Origin of the sequence: Microvirga solisilvae (assembly GCF_022808595.1) — a bacterium.
GTDB classification, from domain to species: Bacteria; Pseudomonadota; Alphaproteobacteria; order Rhizobiales; family Beijerinckiaceae; genus Microvirga; species Microvirga solisilvae.
On sequence record NZ_JAKUCN010000001.1, the window covers coordinates 239,825 to 255,007 of the forward strand.

Here is a 15,183-nt window from a genome sequence, read left to right on the forward strand (position 1 = left end):
GCCATAAGGTTGCAAAGTCGAGCCCGGCTCCACGTTGAAATTCCCGCGATTGATCTCCTTTGTCGGAGGCTGAGACCTACTTACTTCAGAGGCTGGGTTCGGCCGTTTGAGGAAAATTCATGAGATCTCTGTGCAGGAGGGAGCGATTGGGCAAGAGAGGTTGGGGCCTTCTTGGTGTCGGGCTAATCCTTGCCGCTCTTTCCGGTGGTGCGGCGGAAGCCAAATGTCAGGATTCGCCAGGGCCCAGGATCGATTGGTCCGGATGTTCGAAGGCGCGTCTCATGCTCAACGGAGAGGATCTGAGCGGCACCAACTTTCATCGCTCGCTTCTCACGCTGAGCGATTTCGGCGGCTCCAAACTGGCGGGGGCCGATCTCAGCGAGACGGAAGTCAGCCGCACCCGTTTCGAGAAAGCCGATCTGTCGAAGGCGAATTTCACGAAGGCGCTCGGATGGCGGGCGAGTTTCGCCGAGGCTGTCCTGGCAGAAGCGGATTTCTCATCCTCCGACATGAACCGCTCGAACTTCGCGAAAGCTCAGGCCGTGAGAGCCAACTTCCAGAAGTCGGAGTTGAATCGATCGGATTTCAGCGGCGCTAATCTGGAAGGCGCCGACCTGTCGAAGGCCGAACTGGCGCGGGTGATCTTTCAGCAGACCAAGCTCAAGGGCGTGAATTTCAGCTATTCCAATCTCTCAAGAGCACATCTGGAGGGTGCCGCACTCCAAGATGTGAATCTTGCCGGGAGTTATCTCTACCTGACTCAATTGAGCGGCGCGGATCTGACGGCGGCGAAAGGCCTGACGCAGGCCCAGATCGACATTGCCTGCGGCGACGCGCAAACGAAGTTGCCTGCCGGACTCAATCCCTCCAAGGCATGGCCATGCCAAGCCGAAGAGGATTGAGAGAACCTTCGCCTGCAACCAAACGGTCAGCTTAACCGTTGGATTCCTTGAGATTCCGAGACTCGTTCAGTCAAGACTTTCGGGAGTGATCCAGTGACGACGCTCAGGGAATTCGAGGATGCTCTTCGCGAGCAGGGAATGCATATGGCTCTCGCCATTCTGCAGAAGCTTCGCGAACGCGATAAGGGCAAGCGTTCCGTGGCTCCAGCCCGCCGCATCGCGGGCCGCAAGATGACGCCTGATCTGGCTCGTCGCATCCTCGAACTTCACGCCACGACGGAAATGACCCAGCAGGAAATCGCCTTCGAACTCGGCGTCAATCAAGGACGGGTGAACGAGGTGATCAAGCACGGCAAGTGGCTGGATGACGATCCGAACTCGCCTGAAGCTGTCGCGCGGGACAAGGCGAAGGCTCGCATGAAGGATAACGACGCTTCTAAGCGGCCTGTTGCGGCCAAGAGTGCTGCCTCTGTCTCGCGTAAGCGCGCGGCGAACATTGCAAGCAAGCAGGCTCAACTTAGTCTTGGAGATCTTTAGAATGCAGGGAAGGGACGAAGATCCCAGAAAAAACCCTGCCCGGAGGGGCAGGGGGAGTTGTCTCCTCGCCTTCGGTTGTAACAACCGAAAAACAGGTACATTACCGCATGTTTAAATATTAATGTCAATTAACTTGATGTAATAGATAATAACGTACAGAAAAATTACTTGCGCTCTGAAAACTATCCAAAAGTGGTACTACTTTTGATTTCAGAACATACTTGAACGAATACAGCACTGTTGCTTCCGTGCAATAGCAATTTCAGGTCATAAAGGCGTAGGCTTTCGCCGTGGATCCTCACACAAAGGGGTTACGGTAATGAGAAAGTGCGTTCTTGGTTTACTTGCAGGAGTGGCAGGCCTAACGCTTGCTGCCGCTTCTGCCTCGGCTGCGGATCTTCCTGCCCGCGCAGCCCCTCCAGCCCCGGTCATCGCGGCTCCGATCTTCACATGGACAGGCTTCTACGCAGGTCTGAACGCCGGTTATGGCTGGCGTAGCGATGATAGAGAGTCGGTCGTATTGGGCGGTGCCGTTCCGGGCACATTGTTCTTCGACAATGATGATGACGGCGGCTTCGTGATCGGTGGCCAGATCGGCTACAATTATCAGATCGGCTCCTTCGTGATCGGTCTCGAGACCGATATCCAATGGGCCGATACCGATGAAGGAAATGCTGTGCGATTCGTGCCTTTAGGCGCGGCCGGCACCTTCGTTCCCGGACGCTTCGACAACAATCTGTCTGATTGGTTCGGCACGGTTCGTGCCCGCGCCGGTGTGGCAATCGACCGTGTGCTGATCTACGCGACCGGCGGTCTGGCCTATTCGGACGACAACACCGGTTGGGCTGTCGGTGGCGGTGTCGAATGGGCGATGCCGGCAGGCTTCCTCGGCTCGTCGGCGGTGACCTTCGGCATCGAAGGTCTGTGGCTCGGCTTCGATGGGGACGATAACGATAATAACGGCTTAGTCGGCACCTTCACCCCCGTCGGTGGTGGAACCGTCAACGTCTTCGCTCCCGACATCGGCAACGACGATAACGACTTCTTCGTTGCGCGCGCCAAGCTGAACTTCAAGTTCGGTACATACTAAGCGTTTCACTCCCCAACTGATGAGGCCCAGGCTCAAACCCTGGGCCTTTTTTCGTCGGAATTTGCGGGGTGAGGAATGATAGGCCGCGACCAGATCTTTATGATCTTGGTCGCGGCCTCGGCCCGGGTTTTGCCCCCACGGGAAGTTTAGGTGTAAACCGTCCAAACGTGACCTGAATGAGGCGCTGGCTTGGCAATAAAAGTTTTTTGAAAAAACTTTGGAACCAAATCATGGAACCGACGTTTATAGGCATCTCCGGTCCTTTTTGCCCCTACGGCCGGACACCTCAGAGCACCCTCCGGGTGCTCTTTCTTTTTGCGCAAGTGCCTGACATTCAAGTGAAATCGAGCCCGAGGCCGCAGCCTCAGCTATAGCTGCGCTCGTCGGCAATGACCTTGCCGTCATTGGGCAGGCTGCCCGGTGCGACAAAACTGACCATACCTTTGAGCTTCGTGACCGCATGAAGCGTGTCCGTCACGGCAGCAAGGAGCGCATCCGAGCCCGAAGCGCATTCGGCAAGCAGGCTCATCACGTCGGTTTCGTGTTCCCGTTCCACGAGGAGGCGCAGGCGCCCGAGTTCGGGATGGCGTCGGCCAATCTCCGCCACTTGCTCGGGCCGCACGAACATGCCCTTTACCTTCGTCGCTTGATCGGCGCGGCCCATCCAGCCCCTGATCCGCATATTGGTGCGCCCGCATGGGCTTGTGCCCGGCATGACGGCGGTGAGGTCGCCGAGCGCCAGACGGATGATGGGGTGGTGGGGATCGAGGGTGGTGACGATAATCTCGCCCACTTCGCCCTCGGCGACAGGATCGCCCGTGCCAGGACGCACGATCTCCACGATGATGTCCTCGTTGACGACGAGGCCCTCGCGGGCGGAGGTCTCGTAAGCGATGAAGCCGAGATCCGCCGTGGCATAGGCCTGATACGCCTCAATGCCATGCTCGGCGAATTTCTCCTGCAGCGATTTCGGAAAAGCCGCGCCCGAGACGAGCGCGCGCTTGATGGAGGAAACATCGCGCCCGTTCGCGGCGGCTGCCTCGATGAGGATCTTCAAGAAGTCAGGCGTGCCGCAATAGGCATTCGGACGATAGGCTTCGATCAATTCGAATTGCTGCTCTGTGTTACCGGGACCGGCGGGAATGACGGCGCAGCCGAGCGCCCGCGCTCCGGAATCCATGATGAAGCCGCCCGGCGTCAGATGATAGCTGAAGGTATTGAGCACGATATCGCCTTGGCGGAAGCCTGCTGCGAAAAGACCACGCGCCGCGCGCCAGGGATCGTTCGAAGCAGGCTCTGCCTCGAAGATCGGGCCGGGCGATGTGAAGAGCCGCCCAAAGGAGCCCGGTGCTTTCGCAATGAAGCCGCCGAAGGGCAGGGCGGTTTTCTGGAGCGTAGAGAGCTCGCCTTTGCGCAGCACTGGCAGCTTAGCCAGAGCCTCGCGGCTCGTGATGCTCGCCGGATCGACGCCTTTCATCCGCTCTGTGTAGGCTGACGCGGCCATGGCCGCTTTCAGGATCTCGGGCAGTCGCACAAACAGATCGCGCTCGCGATCAGTCTGTGAACGAGTTTCAAGAGCGTCGTAATTATCGGTCAAAGCGCGTCTCTTTTATCGATGGGATCAGGCCAGCCAGCGCTTGCGGCGCTTGTAGCTTTTGACAGTGCGGAAGGATTTACGGTCGCCCTCCGATACGCCAAGATAGAACTCCTTCACGTCCTCGTTTTCCCGAAGCGCTTGTGCGGGGCCGTCCATCACCACACGGCCCGTTTCCAGAATGTAGCCGTAGGTGGCGTATTTGAGGGCCATGTTGGTGTTCTGCTCCGCAAGCAGGAAGGACACGCCTTCCGACGTGTTGAGAATGCGCACGATCTCGAAGATCTCTTCCACGATCTGCGGCGCGAGGCCCATGGAGGGCTCATCAAGCAGGATCATGGAAGGCTTCGACATCATCGCGCGCCCGATGGCGCACATCTGCTGCTCGCCGCCGGAAGTATAGCCTGCCATGGACGTACGGCGCTGCTTCAGGCGCGGGAAATATTCGTAGATGGCCTCCAGGTCGCGCTTGATGGCGGCATTGCCGTCCTTGCGCGTGAAGGCGCCGGTGAGCAGGTTCTCCTCGATGGTCAGATGGCCGAAGCAATGGCGGCCTTCGAGCACCTGGATGCAGCCGCGCCGCACCAGCTCGTTGGGCGACAGCTTGTCGACCCGCTCGCCGTTGAACTCGATGGAGCCCTTCGTTACCTCGCCGCGCTCGGCATGGAGCAGATTGGAGACAGCCTTCAGCGTCGTCGTCTTGCCGGCGCCGTTCGCGCCGAGCAGAGCGACGATGCCGCCCCTGGGCACGGTGAGAGACACGCCCTTCAGCACGAGGATCACGTGGTCATAGACCACCTCGATATTGTTGACGGTCAGAACGGTCTCTGCCGCCTGCGGCTTCGTCTGAACGGCGCTGCTCATGGGCTCTCCTTCAAAAAGGAAGCATGCGGGATTTCTCCCGCATGCTGTTTGTCAGACGTTCTTAGCTTGCCTTGTCGCAGGCTTCGGTGCGCTTGGGCCAGCCGGCGTTCTTCTCGGCATAGTCCTTCGCGGCGGCGTCAAGCTGTGTCTTCACGCGGTCGGTCATCGGCTCGATGGGGTTCGAGATCTTCACCCATTTCGTGCCGTCCCATTCCTGCATGAAGGCGGCGCGGTGGCCGTTGTGATCGTTGCAGGAGAGCACGAGCTGATCGGTGAAGCCTTCGAGGCCGAGTTCCTTCAGGCGGGCTGTGTCGAGCTTGATATTCTCGAGGCCGCGGCGCACGTCCTCGCCGGTCACCACCTTCTTGCCGGTGATTTTCTGCGCCTGAGCGATGCCTTCGGCAATCAGCAGCGAGTTATAGACGCCGCGATTGTAGAGAACCTCGCCCACCTTGTCCTTGGAGGCCTTGGAGAGACCCTTGTCGACCACGTGCTTCTGGATGTCCTGCAGGGCGGGGAAGTTCGCTCCCACCGCATGCCAGTTGAGCTCCTTGAAGCCCTTGGCGCCTGCGCCGCCGGAGCGGGCGTCATCCTCGCTCGGCCACCAGACGGAATAGAACTTGTCCATGGGATAGCCGGAGCGCACCGCTTCCTTCACGGCGGCGCCGTTCATGGTGCCCCAGCCCCACATGATCATGTAATCGGGCTTGTCGCGTCGGGCGCTGAGCCATTGCGAGGACTGGTTCTGCATGTCCTGTGCGGCGACAGGATAGAGCGCCACCTCGAAGCCCATCTCCTTCGCCATTTCCTGCAGCAGCGGGATCGGCTCCTTGCCGAAGGCGGCGTCGAGATGGATGAAGCCGATCTTCTTGCCCTTCAGCTTGTCGAGGCCGCCTTCCTTCTCGCCGATGTACTTGATGATCATCGACATGCCATCCCAATAGGTGGCCGGCGGGTTGAACACCCAGGGGAAGACGTCGCCGCGCGCCGAGGCCGAGAGCCCGTAGGCCATGGAGAGGATCGGGATCTTGTCGACGGAGGCGCGCGGGATCAGCGGCAGGGTGATGCCAGTCGACCACGGATTGACCACGACCGGGCTCTTGCCCTTCACCGCTTCATAGCATTCGACGCCTTTCTTGGTGTCGTAGCCGGTCTCGCACTCCTCGATGACGAGCTTGACGCCACCGATGCCGCCGTCGCGCTCGTTGAGCATGCGGAGGTAGTCATGCATGCCGTCTGCGATGAAGGTGCCCGAGCCTGCGAAGGGGCCGGTGCGGTATGTGAAGAGAGGGACGTAGATCGAATCCTGCGCGAAAGCGGGCAGGGCGGTTCCGGCGAGAAGGGTCGCGGCGACCAGTTTCAGGCTCAGTTTGCGAAACGACATGATGCGTTTCCTCCCGTTGTTGTCCGGCATGGAGCCGGTTCTTTGAAATTCCCGTCTCCTTTTCACGCCGGCCGTCAGTAGGGGAACGGCCAAACGAGGAGCTTCTGCTTGCCGATCTGCCAGAGCCGCGCGAGGCCGTGCGGTTCCACGATCAGGAAAAAGATGATGAGCGCGCCCACAATCATGAAGCGCAGGTGCTCGATGGTGTCGGCGCCCACCGAGATGCCGAAGGGCGAGAGCAGGGCGGGCAGCACGATGCCGAGAACGATCGGCATGATGAAGATGAGCGCCGCGCCGAAGAACGAGCCGATGAGGCTGCCCAATCCGCCGATGATCACCATGAACAGGACGAAGAAGGACTGATTGATATTGAACACATCGTATTCAGCGCCGCCGTACCACATGAAGACCATGAGCGCGCCCGCGACGCCGCAATAATAGGACGACACGGCAAAGGCGAGGAGCTTGGTCTGCAACGGACGAATGCCCATGAGTTCGGCCGCCAGATCCATATCGCGGATTGCGATCCACATCCGCCCGATGCGGCCATGGACGAGGTTGGAGGCAAGCCACGTGAGCACGATGACGATGGTGAGCACCAGCAGGTAGCGCGTCTGCGGCGTGGCGTTCGGCCCCATGATCGGAATGCCGAAGAGGGTGCGCAGCGGCGCGTCGAGGGCGCCTGAGACGTTGTAGTTCACCAGCCACGGAATGCGGATAAAGCACCATTGCAGGAAGAACTGCGCAGCGAGCGTGGCGACTGCAAGGTAGAAGCCCTTGATGCGCAGAGACGGCAGGCCGAACAACGCGCCGATGGCGGCGGAGAAGAAGCCGGAGACGAAGATCCAGACGATCACGTTCACGCCCGGAAAGGCCGTCATCAGCTTGTAGCAGGCGTAAGCGCCCACGCCCATGAATGCGCCGGTGCCCAGCGACAGCAGGCCCGTATAGCCGGTGAGGATATTGAGCCCGATGGAGGCGAGCGAGAAGACCAGGAAGGGGATCATCACCGCCTGGAGCAGGAAGCTGTTGCCGAGGAAGGCAAGGGCGTAAGCCGCGATGATGATGAGGATCAGTCCGGTCCTGTCCTCGCGCAGGGGGAAGATGGAGGCGTCGCTGACGTAGGTTGTCTTGAATTGACCGGCTTCGCGGTAGAGCACGTCAGAACTCCCTTAAATCCGTTCGATGATCTTCTCACCGAACAGTCCTTGCGGCCTGTAGAGCAGGAAGAGCAGGGCGATCACATAGGCAAGCCACGTCTCGACGCCGCCGCCGACCAGCGGGCCCCAGTAGAATTCGCCCAGCTTCTCGCCCACGCCGATGATGAGACCGCCGATGATCGCGCCGGGGATCGAGGTGAAGCCACCGAGGATCAGCACGGGCAAAGCCTTGAGTGCGATGATCTGGAGCGAGAACGATACGCCCGAGCGTGCTCCCCACATGATGCCCGCGACAAGGGCCACGAGACCTGCCGCGAACCACACGATCACCCAGATCTGGTTGAGCGAAATGCCGACGGACAAAGCGGCCTTGTGGCTGTCCGCCACCGCGCGAAGCGCCCGGCCGATGCGGGTCTTGGAGAAGAACACAGCAAGCAGGCCGATCATGATCGAGGCGATGATGGCGGCGGCGATATCGAGATGCTGCAAGCGGATGGAGCCGCCGAGCGCATCGATCTCCGTGGTGCCTTGCGGCAGGAAGAGCGCGTCCGTGATCATCTCGCGCGGGTTGCCGCCGAAGATCAACTCGCCGAAGCCGATGAGGAGATAGGTAAGGCCGAAGGTGGCCATGAAGAGGATGATGTCGGGCTGGTTCACGAGCGGGCGCAGAACCACACGCTCCACCACCATGGCGAGCACCAGCATCGCAAGCGCGGCAAGGATGAGCGCTAGGAAGGCGGGAACGCCCTTCTCGTAGAGGCCCACCAGGATCAGCGCCGCGAACACCACCATGATGCCCTGCGCGAAGTTGAATACGCCGGACGCCTTGAAGATCAGCACGAATCCGAGCGCGATCAGCGCATAGAGCACGCCGGAGACGAGGCCTTCCCAGAGGGTCTGGATCAAAAGATCCGGCGCTTCGCCCATGAAGAGGAAGGGTTCGATGAAGACCTTGTAGAGAATATCCATCAACGACCCCTCAATGCGCCACGCCGAGATAGGCATCGATCACGCGCTGGTCGCGCTTCACCTCATCGGGCGTGCCATCCGCGATCTTGCGGCCGTATTCCAGCACCACCACGCGGTCGGAAAGGTCCATCACCACGCCCATGTCATGCTCGATGAGCGCGATGGTGGTGCCGTATTGCTGGTTCACCTCCAGGATGAAGCGGGACATGTCCTCCTTCTCCTCGAGGTTCATGCCGGCCATCGGCTCGTCGAGCAGCAGCAGATCCGGTTCCATGGCAAGCGCTCGGCCCAGTTCCACGCGCTTCTGCAGGCCGTAGGGCAGGCGGCCCACTGGCGTTTTGCGGATATGCTGGATTTCGAGGAAGTCGATGATCTCCTCGACGAATTTCCGGTGCTCCACCTCCTCCTTCATGGCCGGGCCGTGGCGAAAGAGCTGCCAGAAGAAGTTCGAGCGCATCTTGATGGAGCGCCCCGCCATGATGTTGTCCAGCGTCGACATGCTCTTGAACAGCGCGACGTTCTGGAAGGTGCGGGCGATGCCGCCGCGCGCGGCCTCGTAAGGCCTCATCTTCGGGCGCTTGATGCCCCTGAAGGTGATGCTGCCTTCGGTCGGATAATAGAAGCCGTTGATGCAGTTGAGCATCGAGGTCTTGCCCGCGCCGTTCGGGCCGATGATGGCGCGGATCTCGCTCTTGCGGATGTCGAAGGATACGTCTGTCAGCGCCTTCACGCCGCCAAAGCCGAGCGAGACGTTCTCGACGGCAAGCAGCACGTCGCCCTTGGAGAGAACGGGATGATCGGGCGCTCTCATTCGGCAGCCTCCGGGATGAGAGTGGCTTTGTCGACGGGATAGAGCTTCATGTCCTTGATCTTCACCCGTGCCGAGATCACGCCTTTGCGGCCGTCCTCGAAGGTGACTTCGGTGGAGATGTCGGCCTCGGTCGAGCCATCGTAGAGCGCAGAGATCAATGGCGCGTAGCGCTCGGCGATGAAGCCGCGGCGAACCTTCTGTGTACGCGTCAGCTCGCCGTCATCGGCATCGAGTTCCTTGTGCAGGATGAGGAAGCGCTTAATCTGCGCCCCGCCCATGCGCGGCTCGGAGGCGAGCGAGCGGTTTACCTCGTCCACGTGCTTCTCGATCATCTCGTAGACGCGCGGATGGCCGGCCAACTCCTGATACGAGGCGTAAATGACGCCGTTCCTCTCGGCCCAGTTGCTCACCGCCACGAGGTCGATATTGATGAAGGCCGAGACGTAATCCTTGCCGTCGCCGAAGCAGACCGCTTCCTTGATGTTGGGATAGAACTTCAGCTTGTTCTCGACATATTTCGGTGGGAAGAGCGCGCCGTCGCGCATCTTGCCCACATCCTTGGCGCGGTCGATGATCTTGAGGTGCCCGTTGGCGTCGAAGAAGCCCGCATCGCCCGAATGCACGAAGCCGTCCGCCGTCTTGGTCTCGGCGGTCTTCTCGTCGTCCTTGTAATAGCCTATGAACACGCCCGGCGAGCGATAGAGAACCTCGCCGTTGTCGGCGATGCGGATCTCGACTTCCGGAGCCGGGCGGCCCACGGTGTCGGCGCGGATTTCGCCATCCGGCTGCATGGTGATGTAGACGGAAGCTTCCGTCTGGCCGTAGAGCTGCTTCAGGTTCACGCCGATGGAACGGTAGAAACGGAAGATCTCGGGGCCGATAGCCTCACCCGCTGTGTAGCCCACCTTCACGCGGGTCATGCCGAAGCGGTTGCGCAGAGGTGCATAGACCAGCACATTGCCGATCTGCCAAAGCAGGCGATCCCAGACGCTGACGCCCGGTTCCTTGTTCAGGATCTTCTCGCCCACCTTGTTGGCGTGCTTGATGAAGAAATGGAACATGCGCCGTTTCAAGGCGCCCGCATCCTCGATGCGCACCATGGTGAGCGTGAGAATGCTCTCGAACACGCGGGGCGGCGCGAAGATGTAGCTCGCGCCCACCTCGCGGCGATCCTCCGCCACGGTCTCGGGGCTTTCCGGGCAATTCACGCAAAGCCCGGCCAGGAAGGCCTGCGCATAGGAGAAGATGTGGTCGCCCACCCATGCGATGGGCAGGTAGGCCATGATCTCGTCGGTCTCGTTGAGATTGTCGAAATCGCAGCCGATGCGGGCCGCTGCGATCACCGCATCCGAAGTGAGCATCACGCCCTTGGGGCGGCCCGTCGTGCCTGAAGTGTAGAGGATGATCGCGAGGTCCGACCCCTTGCCGTTTTGCAGCTCGTTCTCGATTCCTGCCGCATCGTCCGCATTCTCAAGTCGCACGCGCCCTTCCTCGACCACGGAGGCGATGGAGTGCAGGCGGCTGTGGTCGTAATCGCGCAGGCCCTTCTCTTCGTCGTAGAGCACATGCTCCAGCTTCGGGAGTTGGTCGGAGACGGAGAGGAGCTTGTCGACCTGCTCCTGGTCCTGCACCGCCGCATGCGTCACCTCGGCATGGGAGAGCACATAGGCAATCTCCTCGGCGACGGAATCCGCATAGACCGGGATCGGGATCGCGCCGAGCCATTGGGCGGCAGCGATGGTCCAGTAGAGATAGGGGCGGTTGTAGCCGATCACGGCGATCTTACTGCCGCGCTGCACACCCAGCGCCTGGAGACCGGATGCATAGGCACGGACGATGTCGTGAACTTGCGCCCACGTCCAGGATTGCCAGATGCCGAGATCCTTGTGGCGGAACGCGGTGCGCTGCGGGCGGATGCGGGCATTCCGCGCCAGCAGCTTGGGGAAGGTATCGTCGCGCGAGTCCGCAGCCGCCGTCACCAGCGTCTCCTCCCTGGACACCGCATGGTTTCAAGCATGCGGGTTGGCCTCGTTTCCTCTGGCGCGGTTGTGGTGCCGCGCTTATTCACCGGCTTTGCGCCGGCAGCCCTCGTCGAGCTTTATGGGAGGTATTCTGTCGTGCCCTATCGGCATCGGCAAGGCGCGGCTTACCAATACCATGGGCTAATATTGCAGCCGCCGCTTTTAGGGCAGGGCGCCGGGGCTGATTCAGGCGCTCAAGGCAAGGCTGTCAGCGCCGCTGGCTCGATCTCTTCCGCTCTGACCAAGCGTTCGACGCCGATCGTGTTCTTGATGCGGAAAAGCCGCTCGCCTTTGTCCTGGGCGACCAGGCAAACGATGCAATAGATGCGGTGATCCGCATAGCCGGCGGAAGGATGGGCGATCCGTACGAGTTGCCCGACATGAAATTCGTTCTGCATCAGCGTCTCCGACACTGCTCGAGATGCAAAAGCCCGGAGCGGGGAAAGACTGAGGTAGCCCGCTTGGTCCCGTAAGGTGCCGGATCAAGAATGAGCGCTGCGGCGAAACGATGACAATGGCGTGTTCCGCCGCAGGATTTCCACGCCGTCCGACATAGCCTCAAGAGAATTTGAATGCGTCGAGCCAGCATTAACATAAGCTATCGGGGCGCTTACTGCGTCGGCTTGGCCGGAGCGCCACCTGGAGGAGGATTGGCCGGATTCGTCTGGGCAGGATTGTTCTGGTCGGTGCTGCCGGTCTCGTCGGGGCCGTCATCGCCGCAGGCGGTGAGCGCGAGAAGGGCGGCGAGGGGCAGGATCATTCGAAGTCGCATAAGGATCTCCTTCACTTAAGGCGTCAACTCTCCGTCTGCGCGAAGGTTCTTCGTGAGGAGCGGCGCGATGCTTTGGCGAAAAAGAAAAAGCCGCGCCCGGATCGCTCCGGAGGCGCGGCTCATGTCCTGCAAGCCCCCATGCAGGACAGTGTTTTTATGAAATTGAGATCGTTAGTTGTGTTAATGGCCCCATCAATGAGAAAGGCTGTAGCCGACGCTCCTGCTCGGAAGAAGTAAGTAATAACACGTAGCAAACTGCTTAGCTTTACATGGATACGAAGCAACGATTGGCTGAAAAGCCTTTACTTATATCGGCTTGAACTTGGCTGTATGTCGTAATGGCCAAGATTTCATGGTCCCGATGCATGTTTCGATCCTCCGGCGAGTGACATTTTTGCCATGGGTGCGTTGTGCCTTATCTGTCAGGTTGAGGAGGCTTTATGAATCGGGAACAGCGCAACAATATCTTGACCGTTCTCGGTTTCGCTACCGGCGTTCTGGCGCTGGGAGCTTTGATCACGGTCATGCTCGTCTTCGGCTGATGAGCTTGGCGGAGAATTCTGAGAACGCGATATCGTTGCTGAGAATTGCTTTGCGGATTCAGCAATTGTCAACAAGCGGCCTGCATATTAAAAGTATAGCTGTCGCATGACGCATGTGGCGGGTTGAGGGGCCGGGCTGAAGAAGCTGCCTCTCATAGGCATGATGCCGCTCTGCCAGGCCGGTGCAAATCCGGCATTTTCCCTCAACGAAGCCGTAAGCCACTGGCCCGTCCCTGTAACGGATGCGCATGCACGATTGCAGCACTCATGAGTGATGGATTGCATTTCCCGATTCGGGATGAGGTGTCGGCCGTCCCATCGATCAGAGCGCATCGTGCTGTCCAAGCAAGAATTGCTCTTGCCGTCAGCCTCGTCACGCTGATTGCGCTCATACTCACGGGCTTTGCGCTCTATTGGGCGAGCCGCGAGAGCAACAGCGTCTCCATCGAACGCCAGCTGCGCACAACCGAGCGCTCGATTAGGGCCATCGTCAATGAGCTAGCACTTCAGCAGGAAGTCGTCGCGATCTGGGACGATGCCATCGTGCAGCTCGACAAGGATGAACTCGATTTCCAATGGATCGATGCCAATCTCGGCATCTGGCTGAGCAAGACCTTCGGGCAGGACGAGGTCTATATCCTGAATGCGGATGATCGACCGATCTATGCAGGAGTAGATGGGAAACGTGTCTCGACGGATGCTTTCCGACGGGTCAGCCCTGATATTGCAAGGCTCGTCAAGAATGTGCGCGAGAGCCAGAGTTTGTCTCACGCCGGACATGGTCCAAACGCGCGGGAACTTCATCTGACGACGAACAAGGCTATCGTCGATGCGCATCTGCTCGAATTGCTCGGACGACCGACTGCTGTCAGCGTCATGAAGATCGTGCCTGAATCCGATGCGGTGCGTGTCGAGCCGGGCCGCGAGCATCTGCTCGTGAGCATCCGTTTCCTGGACGGCAGCTTCATCAATCAGATTTCCGAGCGCAACCTGATCGACGGATTGCGCTTCTCGCGCCTGCGGGTGGGCGCGAGTGATGAAATCACCGTGCCACTCACGTCGGACGAAGGAGGCCTGATCGGGTACTTCCATTGGAAGCCCGAATTGCCGGGGCAGAAGATTCTGTCCTTCGTGGGGCCTGTTGCCGCTGCCACATCGCTCGCCATCGTCGTGGTCATGGTTCTTCTCGTGCGTTCCTTACGCCGGCTGGCCGCGCAGCAGGAGATGACCATCGTCGAGTTGCGCGCCAGCCAGGCGCAGGCGCAGCATCTGGCCTTTCACGATGTGCTGACGGGCCTGCCGAACCGGGCCCTGTTCGATGCCCGTCTCGATGAGGCTTTGTCGCGCACGAGGCGCGGCGAGCAGATCGCCGTGCTGATGCTCGATCTCGACCGCTTCAAGCACGTCAATGACAATCTCGGCCATCAGGCAGGCGACAACCTGATCCGGGCCTTTGCCCAGCGGCTGCTGAAACTGGTCCGGCCCGGCGATACGGTGGCGCGGCTGGGCGGCGACGAATTCGCCGTGATCCAGACGGGAATCCGCAGCGCGGAAGATGCCGAGGAGCTTTGCACCCACATTCTCGCGGCCCTCGACAGGCCGTTCGAGACATTCGGCCATCAGATCTTCGCCGCCGCCAGCATCGGCATCGCGCTCGCGCCGGAATTCGGAACCGACCGCGTTGACATCATGCGCAAGGCCGATATTGCGCTCTACAGCGCCAAGGACGAGGGCCGGGATTGCTACCGCATCTTCACCGCGGCCATGGACGAGGCCGTGAAGGTGCGCAGCTCCATCGAGGATGAGCTCCGCTCCGCCTTGAGGAGCGGCGAGGGATTGTCGGTGGTGTATCAGCCGCAATTCAAATCCAACGGCCATTCCATCGTAGGACTCGAGACGCTGGTACGCTGGAAGCATCCCACACGCGGGCCCATCCTGCCGGAGCAGTTCATCCCGGTGGCGGAGCAGACGGGCCTGATCTCCCGGCTCGGCGAATGGGTGCTGCAGCAGGCCTGCATGGCCTCGAAGCAATGGCCAGACCTGTTCATATCCGTCAACGTGTCGCCCGCCCAGTTCCGCGTTCAGGGCTTCGCGGAACGCGTGACCGACATAGTGCGGGAGAGCGGCGCCGATCCGCGCAAGATCGAACTGGAAATCACCGAGGGCGTTCTGCTCGACAATGCGGGCGAGACGGCAAGCACGCTGCGCCAGTTGCGAGCTGCGGGATTCCGCATCGCGCTCGACGATTTCGGAACCGGCTATTCGAGCCTCGGTTATCTCCAGCGCTTTTCCATCGACAAAATCAAGATCGACCGCTCCTTCGTGATGAGCTTAGGCCAGACCGCGAATGCCATGGCCATCGTCAAATCCATCGTGGCCCTGGGCCAGGCCATGGACCTGACCGTCACGGCAGAGGGCGTGGAGACGGAGCACCAGAAGAGTTTTCTGTCCACCGCAGGCTGCAACGAGATGCAGGGCTTCCTGTTCTCGAAGGCGCTGCCGCTCGATCAAGTGGCACGCCTTCTCGCCGCGTGAAC

General features: G+C 60.3%; 13 protein-coding genes. 4 read left to right on the top strand and 9 right to left on the bottom strand.

The annotated features are described in order from the left end of the window. The first annotated feature begins 281 nt into the window (after positions 1-281). The 3 genes from MJ639_RS01195 (at position 282) to MJ639_RS01205 (ending at position 2,529) form a co-directional block, all read left to right on the top strand. Complete coding sequence (locus MJ639_RS01195) at positions 282-902, top strand: pentapeptide repeat-containing protein (protein WP_243367983.1); 621 nt, start codon at positions 282-284, stop codon at positions 900-902. A 93-nt stretch (positions 903-995) separates the two neighbouring features. After that, the gene (locus tag MJ639_RS01200) at positions 996-1,439 is read left to right on the top strand and encodes an RNA polymerase subunit sigma-70 (protein WP_243367985.1); all 444 of its coding nucleotides are present in this window, start codon (positions 996-998) and stop codon (positions 1,437-1,439) included. 352 nt (positions 1,440-1,791) lie between these two features. Then, positions 1,792-2,529, top strand: a complete 738-nt coding sequence (locus MJ639_RS01205) for an outer membrane protein (protein ID WP_341482607.1) — start codon at positions 1,792-1,794, stop codon at positions 2,527-2,529. A 364-nt stretch (positions 2,530-2,893) separates the two neighbouring features. Here the strand turns inward: MJ639_RS01205 and MJ639_RS01210 are convergent, their stop codons facing one another. From MJ639_RS01210 to MJ639_RS01250, 9 genes are all read right to left on the bottom strand, one after another. Then, positions 2,894-4,126: a phenylacetate--CoA ligase family protein gene (locus MJ639_RS01210; RefSeq protein WP_243367989.1), complete on the bottom strand. Its 1,233-nt coding sequence runs from the start codon at positions 4,124-4,126 to the stop codon at positions 2,894-2,896. 24 nt (positions 4,127-4,150) lie between these two features. Then, entirely contained in the window at positions 4,151-4,987 is an 837-nt protein-coding gene (locus tag MJ639_RS01215) for an ABC transporter ATP-binding protein (RefSeq protein WP_243367991.1), read from the bottom strand. 61 nt (positions 4,988-5,048) lie between these two features. Further along, complete coding sequence (locus tag MJ639_RS01220) at positions 5,049-6,371, bottom strand: ABC transporter substrate-binding protein (protein WP_243367993.1); 1,323 nt, start codon at positions 6,369-6,371, stop codon at positions 5,049-5,051. A 74-nt stretch (positions 6,372-6,445) separates the two neighbouring features. Next, entirely contained in the window at positions 6,446-7,531 is a 1,086-nt protein-coding gene (locus MJ639_RS01225) for a branched-chain amino acid ABC transporter permease (RefSeq protein ID WP_243367995.1), read from the bottom strand. Positions 7,532-7,543: 12 nt separating this feature from the next. Then, positions 7,544-8,500: a branched-chain amino acid ABC transporter permease gene (locus MJ639_RS01230; protein ID WP_243367997.1), complete on the bottom strand. Its 957-nt coding sequence runs from the start codon at positions 8,498-8,500 to the stop codon at positions 7,544-7,546. A 10-nt stretch (positions 8,501-8,510) separates the two neighbouring features. After that, positions 8,511-9,311 (bottom strand): ABC transporter ATP-binding protein, encoded by an 801-nt coding sequence (locus tag MJ639_RS01235; protein ID WP_243367999.1) that lies wholly within the window; start codon positions 9,309-9,311, stop codon positions 8,511-8,513. Beyond that, positions 9,308-11,290, bottom strand: a complete 1,983-nt coding sequence (locus MJ639_RS01240) for an AMP-dependent synthetase/ligase (protein WP_243368001.1) — start codon at positions 11,288-11,290, stop codon at positions 9,308-9,310. The genes MJ639_RS01235 and MJ639_RS01240 overlap by 4 nt, the downstream gene beginning before the upstream one ends. A gap of 236 nt (positions 11,291-11,526) precedes the next feature. Further along, on the bottom strand, positions 11,527-11,730 hold the full coding sequence (locus tag MJ639_RS01245) for a hypothetical protein (RefSeq protein ID WP_243368003.1): 204 nt from the start codon (positions 11,728-11,730) through the stop codon (positions 11,527-11,529). 212 nt (positions 11,731-11,942) lie between these two features. Beyond that, positions 11,943-12,104, bottom strand: a complete 162-nt coding sequence (locus MJ639_RS01250) for a hypothetical protein (RefSeq protein WP_243368005.1) — start codon at positions 12,102-12,104, stop codon at positions 11,943-11,945. Between the two features lie 809 nt (positions 12,105-12,913). Between MJ639_RS01250 and MJ639_RS01255 the strand changes: the two genes are divergently transcribed. Beyond that, positions 12,914-15,181, top strand: a complete 2,268-nt coding sequence (locus MJ639_RS01255; RefSeq protein ID WP_243368006.1) for a putative bifunctional diguanylate cyclase/phosphodiesterase — start codon at positions 12,914-12,916, stop codon at positions 15,179-15,181. Positions 15,182-15,183 lie beyond the last annotated feature (2 nt).